General features: G+C 44.6%; 11 protein-coding genes. 9 read left to right on the top strand and 2 right to left on the bottom strand.

From position 1 onward, the window contains the following. Positions 1-3 precede the first annotated feature (3 nt). The 6 genes from MKY01_RS17290 to MKY01_RS17265 all read left to right on the top strand — a co-directional run bounded on the left by MKY01_RS17290 (position 4) and on the right by MKY01_RS17265 (position 10,539). Positions 4-3,561, top strand: a complete 3,558-nt coding sequence (locus tag MKY01_RS17290) for a DUF4132 domain-containing protein (protein WP_282321187.1) — start codon at positions 4-6, stop codon at positions 3,559-3,561. A 4-nt stretch (positions 3,562-3,565) separates the two neighbouring features. Further along, positions 3,566-5,398, top strand: a complete 1,833-nt coding sequence (locus tag MKY01_RS17285) for a hypothetical protein (protein WP_282321188.1) — start codon at positions 3,566-3,568, stop codon at positions 5,396-5,398. Further along, positions 5,385-5,663 carry a hypothetical protein gene (locus MKY01_RS17280; protein ID WP_282321189.1) on the top strand — a complete coding sequence of 93 codons (279 nt, stop codon included), beginning with the start codon at positions 5,385-5,387 and terminating at the stop codon, positions 5,661-5,663. Before MKY01_RS17285 ends, MKY01_RS17280 begins: the two co-directional genes overlap by 14 nt. A gap of 222 nt (positions 5,664-5,885) precedes the next feature. Further along, the gene (locus tag MKY01_RS17275) at positions 5,886-6,428 is read left to right on the top strand and encodes a sigma-70 family RNA polymerase sigma factor (protein ID WP_282321190.1); all 543 of its coding nucleotides are present in this window, start codon (positions 5,886-5,888) and stop codon (positions 6,426-6,428) included. 13 nt (positions 6,429-6,441) lie between these two features. After that, positions 6,442-7,857 (top strand): hypothetical protein, encoded by a 1,416-nt coding sequence (locus MKY01_RS17270; protein ID WP_282321191.1) that lies wholly within the window; start codon positions 6,442-6,444, stop codon positions 7,855-7,857. A 174-nt stretch (positions 7,858-8,031) separates the two neighbouring features. After that, the gene (locus tag MKY01_RS17265) at positions 8,032-10,539 is read left to right on the top strand and encodes a WG repeat-containing protein (RefSeq protein ID WP_339282819.1); all 2,508 of its coding nucleotides are present in this window, start codon (positions 8,032-8,034) and stop codon (positions 10,537-10,539) included. Positions 10,540-10,692: 153 nt separating this feature from the next. On the opposite strand, the gene MKY01_RS17260 is transcribed toward MKY01_RS17265, so the two are convergent. Together MKY01_RS17260 and MKY01_RS17255 are read right to left on the bottom strand one after the other, a co-directional pair. Then, positions 10,693-11,166, bottom strand: a complete 474-nt coding sequence (locus MKY01_RS17260; RefSeq protein WP_339282817.1) for a YbaK/EbsC family protein — start codon at positions 11,164-11,166, stop codon at positions 10,693-10,695. A 54-nt stretch (positions 11,167-11,220) separates the two neighbouring features. Next, positions 11,221-11,778, bottom strand: coding sequence for an XRE family transcriptional regulator (locus MKY01_RS17255; protein ID WP_282321193.1), 558 nt, complete (start codon positions 11,776-11,778; stop codon positions 11,221-11,223). A gap of 442 nt (positions 11,779-12,220) precedes the next feature. Here MKY01_RS17255 and MKY01_RS17250 point away from each other — a divergent pair, with 442 nt between their 5' ends. The 3 genes from MKY01_RS17250 (at position 12,221) to MKY01_RS17240 (ending at position 16,802) form a co-directional block, all read left to right on the top strand. Next, positions 12,221-14,020, top strand: coding sequence for an ABC transporter ATP-binding protein (locus MKY01_RS17250; protein WP_339282815.1), 1,800 nt, complete (start codon positions 12,221-12,223; stop codon positions 14,018-14,020). After that, positions 14,017-15,768 (top strand): ABC transporter ATP-binding protein, encoded by a 1,752-nt coding sequence (locus MKY01_RS17245; RefSeq protein WP_339282813.1) that lies wholly within the window; start codon positions 14,017-14,019, stop codon positions 15,766-15,768. The genes MKY01_RS17250 and MKY01_RS17245 overlap by 4 nt, the downstream gene beginning before the upstream one ends. A gap of 71 nt (positions 15,769-15,839) precedes the next feature. Further along, the gene (locus tag MKY01_RS17240) at positions 15,840-16,802 is read left to right on the top strand and encodes an ABC transporter substrate-binding protein (protein ID WP_339282810.1); all 963 of its coding nucleotides are present in this window, start codon (positions 15,840-15,842) and stop codon (positions 16,800-16,802) included. Positions 16,803-17,497: the final 695 nt, after the last annotated feature.

Here is a 17,497-nt window from a genome sequence, read left to right as displayed (position 1 = left end):
GTAATGCTTACCGCAGACCGCGCAGTTGAAACTTTGGTTGAGAAATTCGCAGTAACCTGTTCAAACGAGTACTCATTAAAAACAGATCGAAGCTCCGAAATTATTGATTACGTCTTGGGAACGACAGACAAGTTCCCGGATATGTTGGGAAATTCGAGTCATTATGTGTATCAAACGATTGATCTGCTCATGAAGCTTGCCAAAAAAGACGATGGAGATATCTTTTACCGTGCCGGGGCTATTGTGATATATCTGGAATCCAATTATTCCAAAAGAAATTCATGGAGAACGGATGCCTTTACTGTCTGTATGGGAAATGATTCCGAAGCTTACGGATTAAGCGGGAAGAGCAAAAGCGCTGATCGCATGGATGGATTGTTGTCCCGGTTGGAGAAGATCAAACAGTTTGCAGGCGAGAACGAAATTTTGACTGAATTAAAGAGTAAATTAAAGCGTGCCCAGTGGCTTTTTGATTCCAAAAAAGCGGACAGTCAAGGGGACTACCGGGATGTAATTAATGCTTTAATGCTGCTGCAATTATATTCAAGACTCAGTGACAAGGCTTCTCATCTTGCAGAGGTTCAATCTTCTGTTCAATCGTTACCAGTGTTGTTTCAACATGTAATGGCTAATGATGCAGATAAGTTGCGGGACGAGTTACATACGTTGATTGAACCTGTAGTGGTCAGTAATATTCAAGGAAAGCATAACGGATCTTCCCAAGAATTGAAGGATGAATTCCTCAAGGAGAAGCGTAGTCAGCTCATAGCTGAACTGTATCCCAATACGTCTTTCTCTTCAAAAGAGCAATGTTCAAACACAGTATTCCATCAAACTATGGTACTTGTGAGTGGTGCCTTGTTGTACCTGATTAACATTAGTGGAGGTAAACAACGGTTCCTTGATACAAATAGTGAGATTGGGCATGTTTTGCTTCACACAGTACATCAATTACATGAGATTTATCCACTTGAAGTTCGCCGTTACTTGCTGAGTATGGACCCTAGAGCCAAGAGTCCAAATGATCTGCTTGCTGGACTTGTGCCTCTGGATGAACCTTATCAGTTGGTTGAAATGTTGCGGGACGAGCTTAATTCGTACACGGTATCTTGGAACATGTTACAATCAGCGATCGCGAATCGTCCTGAACAAGCGATTCGAGCATACGAGATTATCAAACCGCCATTCCTCAAACTCTGCATTCAGAAATTCATGGAGGATCAAGGATTGACATTGCCTAATGCGGAGGGGTCACTGGAGCAAGCGGTATTTAACGCTCTTCGGCATCCTTTGGACGGGGGACGTCAAGGACTTGCGATTGCAAGATACTTAAGTGGGGAAAACACCCTCGAGGAATATTGGGAGGACCCAAATAGTCGCGGGTTGTTTAATCAACTGAATCGGGATAAGAAGCGTGTTCACAACCTCATTAGTATTAGTTTTCTGCCCTTGGATTCGGAGGCGATGCGCAGGTTTGCAATCCTGACTACTCATCCCGATTGGACACTGGATATTATCTCGGACATGTACAATTCATACGCTTTTAGTGGAGAGCAGCTGCTTCAACGTTACGGGCAAGACCCTGAGGTGCAACGTGAGAAATTGCTAACCAGCCTGATCTCACTTAATGGCATGACCGACTACAGATACAAATCGATGCCGCATGACGAATACCGTCGAATCATTGAGCAGAATCTGGACTATGCACTGACACAGTACAAGAAACTGCCAACAGATACACGCATTTTAATTCTGGAGATTACCTTTGAACAGCGTGATGAGTTATCGAAGAAAATATTGGCCGATGCGATTCGTGCCGGATTGCAGGATTCTTCCAAAAAGGCCAACGGCGTGGCGTTAGCGGAATTCAACCGAATTCCTGATCAGGACTTGTATACGCTCATATACCTCTCGGAGAAAAAAGTGGCGATCAAAGAAATGGCTCTGACTGCAATCCGCAGTCTGGAAAACAGCAAGGAACTGTACGGTGAACTTTTGAAGAAAGAGAAGTCCGACGATTGGAAGAGCTTGATCCAAATTCTGCTGGATACCGCAGATCTAAGTCCAGAGTATGCCCATGCTGCACTCGCTGATCAGGCGGATGCCAAAAAGTTGTCGAGACTGAGCTGGTTGTCCTTGAAAGATCTCCCTTCACTGATACGTATTGAAGACAATCAGCCTTTAGATGACCGGATTAAACAGTATGCTTTGGTCCAATCATTGGATCATACATCCGGTCCTAATGAACGGTTGAATGAATTACGAGATTACGTAAGTGAGGCATCGCTCGCTCGTTTTGCAAGTGAATTGCTTCAGGTCTGGATTCAGGAAGGTGCTCCTGCAAAAGAGAAATGGGTGATGTATGTATCAGCACTCTTTGGCGATATTCAGATTGTAAATATTTTAGCTCCGCAAATTAAGGAATGGACAGAAAACAGCCGCGGCGCGATTGCAGCAGATGCTGTGAAAGTGCTCGCTTATCTGAAAGATCCATCCGCTCTTATGGCGATTGACAAGATCAAACGTGGCGTGAAGAACCGTCAGGTGAAAGGTGCAGCAGAAGAAGCATTGCAACTTGCAGCCGATAATATGGGACTTACCTCGGAACAACTGGAGGATCGGCTGGTCACCACACTTGGTTTTGATGAAAAAGGAACCATGCAGCTGAGTTACGGAGAGCGATCCTTCCTGGTTAAGGTCAATGGAGACTTACAAGTCGTTGTCTTAAATGAAGAAACGGGCAAATCCGTGAAGAGTCTGCCTGCTCCTGCACAGAAAGATGATCCTGAATTGGCAGCGCAGTCCAAGGCACGTTTCACACAGCTGAAAAAAGATCTCAAATCCATGGTTAACATTCAGGCGCAGCGTCTGGAAGAGTCATTGTCCAAGCAACGTCTGTGGTCTGCCGATGAGTGGAAAGCATTGTTTGTACAAAATGTAATCATGCAAAAATTTGCTGTTGGTCTGATCTGGGGAACGTATGAGGATGGCGCTCTGATCAGCACCTTCCGATATATGGAGGACGGCACCTTCAATTCTGTGGATGAAGATGAGGTCGATCTGCCTTCGGATGCGCAAGTGGGACTTATACACCCGTTGGAACTGGATCAGGCAACGCTTGAAGGTTGGACAACGCAGTTGGAGGATTACGAGATCAAGCAGCCATTCGAGCAATTGAATCGTGAGATTCACCAGCCAGAAGATGAGGATAAAACGAAGAATGAGTACGATCATCTGCCCGAGTCTGATTTTTCACCAACGGCTTTCCCCAAAGCACTGGAGAAATACGGTTGGATCAAAGGACCGGCACAGGACGGCGGCTGGTATCATGAATTTTATAAAGAGTACGGAGATCTTGTTGCAGAATTGCAATTCAGCGGTACGAGCATCACGTATTACGAGGGATTGGATGACATTACCCTGGAATCCCTTCATTTCTTCAAACCGAATAACAAGCAATATTATTACTATGGTGACAACAAACCCATTGCTCTAGGCAACGTTCCAGGTCGCGTGTTCAGTGAAACGATCTACGACATTCTGAGAGCAACGGGGCGTTGATGACGTGAATGGATTCAAGGAAAAATTCCGGATTTTTTCGAAGCAGTGTACGGAGGATTATTTGATTCGGTATGCCAACAAGGGGTTGTACAAAAGGTCTTTGAAAGAGTTGGACAATGGTGTAAGTGTAACGTACACATGGAATGCATCATCTGTGAGTTGTCAGCTCAGTGACGGGACACAATGTAGGCTTGAAAATACGCTGGATCATTGGGAATGCTCCTGCCCAGCCGATCATATCTGCAAGCATGTGCTTATTGCAATTCTGTATGATCAACGGGAATATACGGCAGAGGATTCAATGAATGCAGACGAGAAGCATGCGCTGGATAAGGACTCAGGGATATCGGATAATGATCCGTTGGACGTACCAAAAAACGTATCAGTAACAGAATCAGCATCAAACTTAGTATCAAATGTGGATGATCCAAGCGAAATTCCGCATACGGTGTCACGTGAGATCGAGTCTCGCTTCCGCTGGATAACGGAGTCTGACCTTCCCATGTTAATTAAATCGTATAGTTCTTCCATGATTGAGGAAGTTGTTTTCCGACTGAGATACCCAGAGGAAATTAAGATCATTGAAGATTCACTTCTTACGGTTCATCTGACCACCCAGAATATCGAGGTGTCTTTTACGGAGGAACCGAATCTTGCAAAAGCACTATGTAAGGTGAAGCAGACAGCCGGGAAAATGGCCAAGCTTGAAGCTTTGTTACGGTACCGGAACTTTAAAGGTCTGGATGATACGGATGCATTAAGTGGACGGGTGTACGAGGCCAAGTTCTCTCTTCAGACAGTGCAGGAATGTCGGGTTATGCTGGCAGGATTGTTGAAGACGGGACTGGCCCGCCTTCCTCAGTCCTATATGGCACAACTGGAGACATTGGCAATCGCTGCTCATAGTGGCAACCTGCCTGACATAGAACGCAGTTTACGAGGGATTCAAGGAGAACTACAGTTGTTTTTCAACAGACATATACGTTTCTCCATGCAATCCATGTTGGATCGGGTGAGCAATCTGTATCTTGCGCTCCAGGTTCTTGAAGAAGAAAAGGTATCTGTCATTCAGCAGAGTCAGCTCATTGGCAGTTTTCGAAGTAAATACTATACGGTTCCTTCACTTCACCTGTATGGACTGGGAGCTGATGCGTGGGAGACACGATCCGGTTTCCGTGGAATCACCTATTATTTCTATTGTTTCGATGATGAGGAAATCTACACCTATAGCGATGTACGCGCTGTATATTATGATGATCAGCAGTTCTCGTATACAGAGCATTATGGTGCATTCACACCATGGCTGCCTAATCTGACCTTTCGCCAGTTCGTCGGTGAAGAAGTTCAATTCCATTCAGTTAAAGTGAATGAAGAACGCCGGATCTCTTCCGGGGAAGGTGCCAAGCTTGCGATTTTGCCACGAACGGGTGTGGAAACGTTGAATCTGGGCAAAACCATGCAAGATGTAACGACTGTACTTCAAGAGGAATCGCGGTCGTTCGACTTGTTTGCTGCTCCCAAAGAACGATTGGCTGTAATCAAAGTTGCTCGAATCGTGGACCATAACTTTGTCAAACAAACGCAGGAGCTTGTCCTGACGGTTGAGAATACCGAAGGGGAAAGACTGGCACTCACTCTCCCGTATTCATCTGACTGGCAGGCGATGATCCAAAGACTGGAGTCAGGATATGGTTCCCAATCGCTTGAACACTTCTATGCCTTTGTGCGTGTGGAACCAAAACGGATTAGCCCAATCAGTTTCCTGAAGGGCAAAACGGTGCTCAGTCTGAAACTGGATATCGGTAATGGGAGGATGGGCAGACTTGGAAGAATATAATCAGTTCATGCAGAGAATTAACGGCTGGTCGGAAGAGTTGCTCCTGCGTGGGTTATCCCAGTTTACGATCCGGGATATTGAGGTACTTGAGCAGCTCGCAGCGGAATCCTTGCGGTTGCAGATGAGTTTCCTTGATGAGTTGTTGAATCACCTCATCAAGGAAGGGCGTAGCGTGGCTCTTGGACAAGGGGATGAAGAGCTGCTGTTATCTCAGTATTGTCGTCTTACCCAATATGTACAGCTCAGTGTGCAAGAAGAGGCGTGATATTGGTTAGTAATCGAAGCGAAGGCACATGAAGCGATATGATGTAGTAAATAAGATGTATTATAGAATATAGAAGATTTGCAGAAGGCTACAAGGCCACTGCAAATCTTTTTTTATCGTGGAGTAAGTAAAAGTCATTTGCCAAACGAATATAGGTACGAAGCACAGATCAACACGAGTATTCGTGATCATATTAGCATGGAAGGGAGGGTACATGTAATCGTGGAAGAAGAACAGATACGGAAGGCAGTAGCGAATCGTGATCCTGAAGCCATGGAATGGGTGATGAACCACTACGCAGGTTTGTTATGGAAGATTGCTCATTCCATCCTACATCATGCATCGACAGAAGAGATTGAAGAATGCGTAGCAGATACATTTTTTGCTTTTTGGCAGAATCCGGATGCATTCCAATCTGGGCGAAGTAGCTTGAAAAATTACCTTGCAACAATCATAAAACATAAAGCGATTGATCGCTACCGGAAACTTAATCGAAGAACTGAGCTTACATATGAAGAGGAGATTCATTCGGTGCAAACGGATGATTTGTTGGTTCAGATGATCAGTAAAGAGACATATACGGAACTTAATCAAATGATTGAATCTTTTCCAGAACCGGAACGGGAGATTATGAAACGTCGGTTTTACGAAGGACAGAGACCCCATGAGATATCGGAAGCATTGTCCCTACACGTTAGGCAAGTCCATAACAAGCTTTATCGCTCCAGGCAACGATTGAGGACATGGTGGATGAACAGGAAATAAAGGAGGCGATCCAATGCAAGAATCCGAAAAAGAATTCACTGAGCAGAACCTCTTTAATATTAAAAAGTTGTTCTATGATAAATTGGCGATGAATGAACCACCAACCGTTACGAGATCAGATTCATCATTTTATCCACCTATATTATATCCATCCGCTCCATCCGCACAGACCAAGAAGTCCATGAATAAAAGAAAAAGGTATCGCAAAGCCATCTATATTCCTGTAACCGCTGCGTTATCGTTATGTCTTGTTACAGGGGCAGCTGCATCGGTGGGCATCATTGATCTGTCTACTGTTCTTCATTTTCTAGGTGCAGATCGGATTGGCATTCTTCAACCTGTTCATCAGGTGAGTGAAGATCAAGGGATTCGAATGGAGGTTATAGGTGCTGTCAGGGACGGAGATACAACGGAAATCTATGTTTCATTATCGGATCTGACGGGTCATCGCATTGACGATACACTGGATGTATATGATTACAGAGTAACCGGAGGTAATGCAAACAACGCTCAGATTATTCATTATGATGATGCGAACAAAACGGCTATTGTCCGATTACTCATTCAAGGAAAAGTCAGCAAAAATCGGATTACCGTTCAGATCAATACGCTGATGTCAGGTGCATCTCGACAAGATGGTTACAACGTACAAGTGGACTGGGAGAAGTTGCTACAAGAAAAGCAAATCAATAGTTATGAAATCCTGGAGCGAGATCGTATAAGTGGCTTGGGAGGTACAACCGATATTCAATTGGAAACCGATCCAATTCCCGTACTGCATCAGGATGTAACGAATGTCCCCGTTGTGGGTATTGATTGGATGCATATTTCCAATATAGGTTTTGTGGAGGGCAAGTTACACATTCAGATTAATCCGAATAATGAGATAGGCGAGTATAATCATGGATATTTCTACTTCACGGATGAGCAAGGTCAAAAACTCGATATACCTGAATATTCCGTTAGCTATGGACATTATATGAAAGGTGGGGTTGGGTATGGAGGAGATTATGAGGAGTATGTGTATGATCTGTCTGCTGTTGACAATTTAGATAAGCTGAGAATTCAAGGCAGCTTTACGAGCATAAGTGAAGTTGTGCAGGGAAATTGGAAAACGACCTTTAACTTGAGTCAAAATGCTTTGAGTAAAACAGGAAACATCCAGCTTGATACAAATGGAGGCTTACAGGCAAATGTTACTCTTTCTCCGGTTGGTGTCACACTTACAGGTGAGGCACTGAGTATGATTCGGATGGAGGATCTGAGTATTGAAGTGCACCTGAAGGATGGTACAAAGTTGACTGGCGAATCCGGTTTCCTCCAGCTGGATCAGGATCTCATTAAGTGGATATCACCTAAGACCATTCCGGTGAATGATGTGAGCTACCTGCTAATCAATGGAGAGAAAGTAACTTTGCAAGATAGATAATATAAAAAGTGAATCAAAGAATCAGGGGATAAGTGCAATCAGAAGGTTGTTCTGTCATCGGAGTGGTAAGTGTGAATATTCTTTAGTTCAACTTATATAAAATGAATTACATGTCATATCCCGATTTATGACGCATACCATTAGGCGAATGCGGTCATAAGGGAGGAAACTGAGATGTCCATGAGCGAACCGCTGTTAACGCAAATTGTGAATCAACATATTCCGGCTGGTGCAACGGTCGTCACTATTGATAAACCTGTTCAACATCCAGCGATCTATGCGGCAGATCTTACCGGTGACGGTATGCCGGAGATTGCTGCAGTCTATCAGTTGAATGGTGAGCTGTATTTGCTCATTCTGAAATTTGTTCAAGGACATTGGATCAAGATGGCACTAATTAAGGGATTGGGGTATGGGGTGACTTTAATGACTGCAGCCCCTGTAACTTCAACGGCAAGGAACAATCTTATTATCGGTTGGCGGATTGGTTCTATATGGTCTAAGCTTGCCGTATATGAGTGGACGGAATCAGGGCTCAAAGATCTGGCGCCTGACGATCTATACTATAGCTATGCAGAGATTATAGATATGCCTGGTCCGCATGGCCGAGATGGGAAAGTGGAGATTGCACTCTGGATACATGACACAGGTGAAGCCTATCGTGTGGAGATTATCCGATGGCAGAATGGGAAATGGGTTCCTGCACCGGACGTATATGCAACCTATTATCCCAAAGTGGTGCAATATTACGAGCAACTAACCCAGCAATATCCTGATTATATCTTTTACTGGTATTACCTTGCGGATGCTCAGTATCACGCGGGCCAGTATCCGGCAGCTCTCGCTTCAGTTCAGAAGGCACTCAGTTTCCCGGAAGCGTATCCTTCCAGAGAGGTACTACAAGAGCTGGAAAAGAAAATTAAGCAGGCGATGGTCCCTATAAGCCATAACCGGGTAGCGACATGGTTATATCCAGTCTCCGTTCGAACCACGAGTGGGACGCGTTGGGGGTACATGGATGCCCAAGGCCACATTCGGCTTGAGCCGGTTCTGGATGACGCGCAAGAGTTCCAACCCAATGGATTGGCTGTGGTTGTGAAGGGTGGTCGTGCCGGCGTAATTAACCTTCAGGGGCAGTATGTCGTTCAACCTGTATACGATTCCATCAATTCCTTTTCCGAAGAACGGGCGATAACAATTGATTCTCAAGGATTTAAGATGATTAATGAACAAGGTACAGTCCTGACCAAACGGGCGTACCCGTATATTTCAAATATGAATGACGGCCGAGCGTTATTTTACGATTCTAATCCTGGTCAGGCAGATGGATCGGTGAGTCGGTATGGTTATTTGGATGCGTCGGGCAATGAGGTGATACCTGCACAGTTCGCTTCTGCGAACGATTTTCAAGATGGCAAAGCGGTTGTGCAGATCAAGGACAATGAATATGCGCTCATTAATCGCAATGGACATCGGCTCGCAACGTATCCATATGCCTATGTGGGACCACTAGGGGATGGACTGCTTGCTTTTCAAAAAGAGGCCTCGGGCAAATATGGGTACATCGACGAACGGGGTAATATTCGTATTCAGCCCAAATTTTCATCGGCATTTCCTTTTAACAACGGGCAAGCGATTGTTAATACAGCAGAGGACTACAAATCGATCTACGGTGTTATTAATACGGAGGGATCGTTTATCATTCAACCTGCCTATAATGACATCCGCGAACTAGGCGAGCATCGTTATGCGCTAGGGCAAGCAATTAATCCGGAGCAGCCGTATATTGGCTCTGTATACGCGATTGCAGATACCAATGGCAGAAGACTTACGGAGTTCCTATATCGCGAAGTAGGCAATTACAAAAACGGTCTTGCTTCCGCATCGGATGGCAGACAAACCTATCTGCTGGATCTGAGTGGAAGACCTGCCGCTGGGTATCCACATGTAGAAGGTTCGGGTACGCTGGAGGTCGTGGCACCAGATCTGATTAAGGCCTATGTAGACCAGCGCTTATCTTATGTGAACCGGGCCGGACAGATCATCTGGCGGCAAAATACAATCGTTCCACTTCATCCGCCGTACCGTGTACGCGAAGAGAAATATAAGCCGAACAGGGACTATCTCGTATATTATCCGCAGGTGGAGGGATTAACGAACCAAGCGGAGCAAATTGCGCTGAATGCCAAGTTGAAGCAACTCTCCCAAGTTAAACCGATCCCTGCCGATCAGCAGCTGGATTATACGTATACAGGTGATTTTGATGTTACGTTTTATCAGCAGCAATTGCTACAACTGCAACTCACAGGTTATAACTACCCGGCGGGTGCAGCGCATGGTATGCCTACGATGATCTATGCGATCATTAATCTGACGAATGGCCAGTTGTATGAGTTGAGGGATTTATTTAAACCGAATAGTGACTACGTAAAAGTGTTAAGCCAGATTGTGGGGGATCAGATCAAAAATGATCCTCAATACTCGTATGTGTTTCCGGACACCTATACGGGGATTAGTGCGGATCAGCCGTTTTTTGTCACATCGGATGCTCTGCATCTCTACTTTAATCCATATGACATCGCTCCCTATGCGGCAGGGTTTCCAACGTTTACGATTCCTTTTGTCCAGATCAAGGATATCATTAATACAGAAGGTTCGTTCTGGAAAGCTTTTCATAGTTGATTGAGGGTACAGCCAACATTTTAACGAAAATATACGCTAAGGACGTTAAGGCGCAAAGACAGCGGATTTTTCTGCTTTAAGCAAATGTCCGCTGATACTTAGCGTATAAAACAGTCAAAATGTTGGCGCTACCCCATATAGAACTACTATAAATCAATCATTCCATCCTTTACATACATCAATCCACTCTGAATAACTAGAGTATTTTTCTAATTGTTCTATTGTAAGTTCAATAGCACTATTGCTACTCCCGCAAGCTGGATAGATTGTCTCAAAACGTTTTAAAGATATGTCTAGATAAACAGAAACATCATTTTTAATAGCAAATGGGCAAACACCTCCAATGGCATGACCAACCATATCCATGGCTTCATCAGGAGAAAGCATTTTTGCTTTTGTTTTGAAATACTCTTTGAATTTTTTGTTATCCACTTTTGCATCCCCGGCAGCAACTACTAAAACCGCTTGTCCATTCACCATAAAAGAAAGTGTTTTTGCGATTCTCTCTGGCTCACAACCTAATGCAGTTGCAGCCAAATCCACGGTTGCACTAGATACTTCAAATTCGATAATTTCAGAATCCATACCATATTGTTTAAAAAAATCTTTTACTTTTTCAATTGCCATAATCATCACACCTCATTTTAAAATATTTTCTAGAAGATCATAGATGAAACTTGCCTATGTTCTTGGGTAAAAAATCATGTTGTAAATGACACATGGTTCTTGATAGGGATTGTTATAGGAATGAAAAACATTAGCACGAAAGCGGAGTGCTTGATTTTCTTTTAGAACAATTTTTTTTGTGTTGACTACCAGCTCTAACATACCTTGTACCACAAAAATATATTCTTCCACACCATCAAGGTGCCTTTCAGATGGATGGTGACATCCAGGATCAAATTCGATATAGAATATTTCAACGTTACGGGTAGGGTCAAAAGGAAAAACAGGAAATGCTCTCATTTTTCCATCATTTTCAATGATAGCGTCTTTGGACCGTGTATCAACCACATTGCACTCATCTTCTAGCTCTTCCAATAATAAAGATAAAGGAACTTTTAAGCCCACTGCGATTTTCCAAAGAGTTGTAATCGTTGGTGAAGACTGTCCTCTTTCAATCTGTCCAAGCATAGGCTTACTTACATCAGTAAGTTTAGAAACATCTTCAAGTGTAAGATTTCTAGTTGCTCGTATTTCTTTTAACCGTTCTCCAATAGTTAATACTGGCGATTGCATTACATCACTCCTTTTGTATGTTATAACATGTTAAAATATAATATAACATACTAACAGTTGAATTCAATAGGCGACAGTTAAATGATGTAAGTAACTCCTTCAGAACTCCTTCACATATTTATCCATACTAAATGGAAAATATTACGGGAGTTACAGATCAAAGAAGTCATATTTATCTATACAAGTAAAAAACGAAAACTTTCTCCAACAACACTTCTTTTGCTTGGCGAGAATGTAAATACTTCACCAGTCATTCTCAAGTTACGCGACGAGGTCATATGTCCAATAGGGCTTATAAGATGCTGTGAGACAACAATAATCCGTGATGAGGTAGTATTGCTCCGTGAAGAGGTAGTGATCATTCAGGGCTCTATGAGATATTAATGTGCGTATATAGCACTGAGCTATATTGAGAATGATTATTAATATCAGGAGGGGTGAGATGAACAACACATCTGAAGTGTCGGGACTAATGCAAGTAACGAAGGAGCGCAAAGGTCTGCTGATTACAGCAAGTATCTTCTCGACCCTGTCGAGTCTGTTGCAGATTGTTCCTTTTGTCGGAGTGTATAAGATCGTCGAGGAACTGCTAACGCATGCGGGGCAACCCTCTGCCATGGACAAAGATCTGTTGATCTATTGGGGGATCGTCGCATTCGTAGCCCTCATTGCAGGGCTTGTTGCGCTCTATATCGGGGGGATGTGCTCACACATTGCTGCGTTCAACATTTTGTACCAGCTCAGAGTGAGACTTGCGGAACATGTTGCCAAAGTACCCATGGGGTATCACACCCGGACGGCAACCGGTGAGCTGAAGAAGATCATCGAAGTCAGTGTGGAGAAAATTGAGAAGTTTATCGCTCATCAGTTGCCGGATCTGGTAAGTGCGATCGTTATTCCACTGATGCTCTTGGGATATCTGTTCTGGCTCGATTATCGCATGGCGCTGACGCTTTTGGTTCCGATTGGAATCGGGTTCTGGCTCCAAAGTCGCCTTTTCCGCAGCGAAAAAGGCCGTCAGGCTTATCGTGATTTTCAACTTGCCATCGAAGAGATGAATGCGACGGGTGTTGAATACGTGAGAGGTATGCCGGCGGTGAAAGTATTTGGCATTACAGCTGATTCGTTTCTAACGTTTAAACAGGCGGTGACGCGGTACCGGGATATTTCGTTGAAAATAACTGATTTGTGTAAAACATCCTACGGGCTGTTTTTTGTAATCATGATCTCGTTATTTACCTTCATCGTTCCGGTGGGTATTCTGCTGTCGAGTGGAAATGCAGGCAATCAGTCGTTTGCGATCACGTTTATTCTGTTTCTAATCATTACCCCGAGTCTATCTGCTCCGTTATTGAAGTTAATGTATCTGGGTAGTGGGATGCGAGAGATTGTGGAAGGACAGAAACGGATAGAATCGGTGTTTGCCGAGCCGGTTGTACAAGAACCTGAGTTGCCCAAAGTTCCGGATACATATGAGGTTGCCTTTCGTCAGGTATCTTTTGCTTATGAACGTAAGGAGAGCGAAGCATATAAACCTGTACTTGATCAGGTTGATTTTGTAGCCAACGCAGGAGAGATGACCGCACTTGTCGGACCTTCTGGTGGGGGGAAGTCAACCATTGCGAATCTATTGCTTCGTTTCTGGGATGTGCAGGAAGGTGAGATTACGATTGGTGGAATTCCGATTCAGGAGATGGGTACGGAGAAACTGATGGATACCGTGTCCTTTGTATTTCAGGATGTACATCTGTTCTACGATACAATTGAAGAAAATATTCGGATGGGCAATACATCAGCTTCACGACAGGACGTTATAGCTGCGGCTCAAACTGCTTGCTGTCATGAATTCATTGAGAAACTGGATGCCGGATATGACACCAAAATCGGAGAAGGCGGTACGTATCTATCTGGCGGTGAAGCACAGCGAATTGCAATTGCACGAGCACTGCTTAAAAATGCTCCCATTCTGGTCTTGGATGAAGCGACGGCCTACGCGGATGCAGAGAATGAGCACAAGATACAGCAAGGTCTGGCCCAATTGGTTCAAGACAAAACGGTACTGATTATTGCTCATCGTCTAACAACGATTCGTGCAGCAGAGCAAATTCTTGTGATCCGGCAAGGGACAATTGCTGAGCGTGGGACACATGATCAATTGCGTGCATTAGGCGGAGTATATGAGCATATGTGGCAGGCCCATATCAGTGCGGCTTCCTGGAAGCTTGGAGGTGCAGGACGATGAAGAATTATTTATACAATATATCTGGGGGTAACCCGCGTAGTCTGCTACCTTCGGTAATTGCAGCGATTCTGGACGGGATTGCAAAGATTGTTCCTGCGGCGCTGCTTGTGGATATATTCAATACGATCTATAAGTCTTTCGCTGAACCAGACAAAGGACTGGATATCAACCGAATGTGGGTTGTATGCTGCATCCTGTTTGCCTGGCTTCTGGTGGAGTATGTAGCTTATGCTTCGCTCTATGACAAGACCTATCGGGCAGCATACAGCCTCGCGGCCTCAGGAAGGTTAAAGCTGGCCGAACATATTCGCCATCTGTCGCTAGGATTCTTCGGAAAACGTGATCCTGGCGATCTGACGAATCTGATCCTGAGTGATTATGGTCAGGTTGAGCATACGATCTCTCACAATCTGTCGCAGCTGATCAGCGCGATTGTGCTTCCGGTACTTGCTTTTGGCGGACTTCTGTTGGTGGATTGGAGAATGGCCGTAGCCATGTTTGTTGCGGTTCCCTTAGGTGTGGCTCTGTTATGGCTTACGGATTCCATTCAGGCACGACTGAGTGAGAACCATGTTCGAGCCAAAAACGAAGCCGCCAGTCGACTTCAGGAGTATCTGAGCGGTATTCGTGAGATTAAGGCCCACAATATGGGGGGCAAACGTTTTGAACGGCTGCGTCGTTCTTTTGACGAATTGAAATCAGCTTCCATTCGGTTGGAAGGTATCATGGGACCGATGATCATGGGCGCGATGTTGCTCGCACGATCGGGGATGACGTGGATGATTCTGGTGGGCAGTTATTTGCTTGCAGGTGGTGAGTTGTCCTTACCGGTATTTCTGTTATTTTTACTGGTAGGTACAAAGGTATTCGAACCGTTAACGGTTGTACTGATGAGCTATGGGGAGATGCGGTACTCTGCATATAGTGCAAGACGCATTATGGATGTGCAGCAGGAGGCCCCGATGGCAGGAACGGGAGATGTACAGCCCAATCAGGCGATTTCATTCGACCAGGTGACCTTTGGATATGATGACCGGCAGCCGGTCTTGAAAGACTTGTCCTTTACGATTGAGCCGCATACCATTACTGCCTTGGTTGGCCCATCCGGTAGTGGTAAGAGTACAGTCACACGTCTCATTGCCCGCTTCTGGGATGTACAGCAAGGCACCATTCGCATTGGTGGCAGACCCGTTGATCAGATGGACCCCGAGAAGCTGTTGCAGGATATCTCTGTGGTCTTCCAGGACGTGTATCTGTTTCAGGATACGATTGGCAACAACATTCGTGTAGGAAAGAAAGACGCTTCGCAATTCGAGATTGAGGAAGCAGCACGCAGAGCTTGTTGTCATGAGTTTATCTCCAGTCTGCCTCAAGGGTACGATACGCTCATTGGCGAGGGTGGATCGACGTTATCTGGTGGGGAGAAGCAACGTGTCTCCATTGCACGTGCTTTGTTGAAAAATGTATCAATCGTATTGCTCGATGAAGCTACAGCTTCACTTGATCCGGAGAACGAAGCCGCCGTGCAGCAAGCGATTAATGAGCTAGTCGCGGACAAGACGGTTATTTTGATTGCACACCGACTAAAGACCATTCAGAATGCCGATCAGATCCTTGTATTGGACCAAGGTCAGCTCGTAGAGCAAGGAACGCATGCGCATTTGTTAGATCACTCAGGCATCTACGCTCGTCTATGGCAATTACAACAGGATGCGGAAGGCTGGCATGTAAAAGTGAACAGATCATGAGTTCGATGAGATTAATGAAGTAAATAAGCCTGATGTAGCTCTTGAACTGACATAAAAGGAGAGTGACGACGATGTTTAAACGAATTCCTGTATGGATTGCACTATGCTGTATGCTCACCTTGGCGGCCTGTGGAACGACCCAGACCACCAGTGAAGTGGCCAGCTCCTCAGAGGGGACTGCACAAGCAACGACCAAATTGATTACCAACCCAAATGGAGAAGAGATTACGATCCCTTTGAATCCAGAGCGCATTGTTGATCTATCCGGCTCTACAGAAGAGTTACTGATTATTGGGAAAACACCTGTGGCCACGATGAGTGCGGATTACGGTAACCCGGAGGAAATCACTCCAACCATTAAGGATCAGCTGAGTGCAGATACCGTTAATCTGGGCTGGTATGGTTTCCCGTTCAGTATTGAAGCTATAGCGGGTGCCAATCCGGATCTGATCATCTTGGGGAAGGATTTTAACACGGATCAGTATGAAACTTTATCCAAAATTGCACCTACAATTGCATTGCCATACTCCTACTATGATTGGAGAGAACGTCTGACATTCTTGGCAGATACGTTTGGAGAAGAAAGCAAGAAAGATGAATATCTGGCCAAGTATGATGCGAAATCTGCAGAGTGGAAACAAAAGCTGGAGGCGGCTGTACATGGTGAATCCTTTGCCGTAATTGAGACATATCCAAACAACCTGGTCATCTATTCCAATAAAGGGGCAGCTGAGATGTTATACGGTGAATGGGGCCTGAAGCGCACAGAGGGGATCCCTGATCCAGAGGGCTGGGGCGGTAAACAGATCGCACTGGAGGCTCTGGCTACCGTTAATCCGGATCGTCTGTTATTGATGGAGAATAGTGAGAACAAGATGGTCGATAGTAAGGTGTGGAATAACATGAACGCAGTGAAGAATGGCAAGATCTATAAAATCTCTAATGTCGATAATTACAATTATTCGTACACAGCGATGGGGAGAATGGAGCTTATGGACCGTTTGGGTACAATGATTCTGGAAGGTCAGAAGTAGTCGTTGGATTAGAGCAATTGAAACGATAGATTAAATCTAACATTTAACAGAACCTAATAACGCCTATGTTAATTGTGTAATTGTGCAATTGTGCAATTTGTTCGAAATCATGTAACTTGAGTGGTTCTGGCTGCGTTTAGACATTGGGGTGATCTGATGTTGGTGAACGCGGTTCAACGGTACATGGTATTAGGACTTATATTTATAGGTATAAGCTTGACTGCATATCTCGTTCTTGAAAGGGTTGAAGGGTACCATATTACAACGACAGAGTATTACGGCTTACGCAATGCAGGGGGAGTAATATATATTCTTTCGCTTATCCTGGGATTCGGTCACTATTTAGTCGCTTTTTATGTTGTTATTATTAGCCCGATCTCATGGCTGCTGCGGAAATATGTATGCTTTCCTATGGTGAGAACTTTCATCTATATGATTGGGTTTGGATGGGGCGGGCTGTGGGTTTTTGATCTCATGTACAGTCCATATTTCGTGAAAGGATACTATCTGAACCGAATGACATCGATATGGATATTTGCCATCGCGGGGTTAGTTTATGCCATTGTGGAGAATAAGATTTGGCGAAGAGGGCAGATGCAGAACGAACAGAAGGCTACTTAACAAATGTTGAGTAGCCTTCTTGGTTTACATAATTATTATGGTGTTTTCATTGGGGGCTCAGAGGCCAAATACAA

The sequence above is a fragment of the Paenibacillus sp. FSL R5-0486 genome, assembly GCF_037975155.1.
In the GTDB taxonomy this organism is placed as follows: Bacteria; Bacillota; Bacilli; order Paenibacillales; family Paenibacillaceae; genus Paenibacillus; species Paenibacillus amylolyticus.
The sequence above is the reverse complement of the archived record's forward strand: the minus strand, read 5'-3'. Positions and strand labels throughout refer to the sequence as shown.

What these genes read in the sequence shown, in the direction of transcription:
- MKY01_RS17260 (WP_339282817.1), bottom strand. Translation starts at nt 11,166, where the DNA reads ATGGCAATTGAAAAAGTAAAAGATTTTTTTAAACAATATGGTATGGAT.
- MKY01_RS17245 (WP_339282813.1), top strand. Translation starts at nt 14,017, where the DNA reads ATGAAGAATTATTTATACAATATATCTGGGGGTAACCCGCGTAGTCTG.
- MKY01_RS17265 (WP_339282819.1), top strand. Translation starts at nt 8,032, where the DNA reads ATGTCCATGAGCGAACCGCTGTTAACGCAAATTGTGAATCAACATATT.
- MKY01_RS17250 (WP_339282815.1), top strand. Translation starts at nt 12,221, where the DNA reads ATGAACAACACATCTGAAGTGTCGGGACTAATGCAAGTAACGAAGGAG.
- MKY01_RS17255 (WP_282321193.1), bottom strand. Translation starts at nt 11,778, where the DNA reads ATGCAATCGCCAGTATTAACTATTGGAGAACGGTTAAAAGAAATACGA.
- MKY01_RS17240 (WP_339282810.1), top strand. Translation starts at nt 15,840, where the DNA reads ATGTTTAAACGAATTCCTGTATGGATTGCACTATGCTGTATGCTCACC.
- MKY01_RS17290 (WP_282321187.1), top strand. Translation starts at nt 4, where the DNA reads ATGCTTACCGCAGACCGCGCAGTTGAAACTTTGGTTGAGAAATTCGCA.
- MKY01_RS17270 (WP_282321191.1), top strand. Translation starts at nt 6,442, where the DNA reads ATGCAAGAATCCGAAAAAGAATTCACTGAGCAGAACCTCTTTAATATT.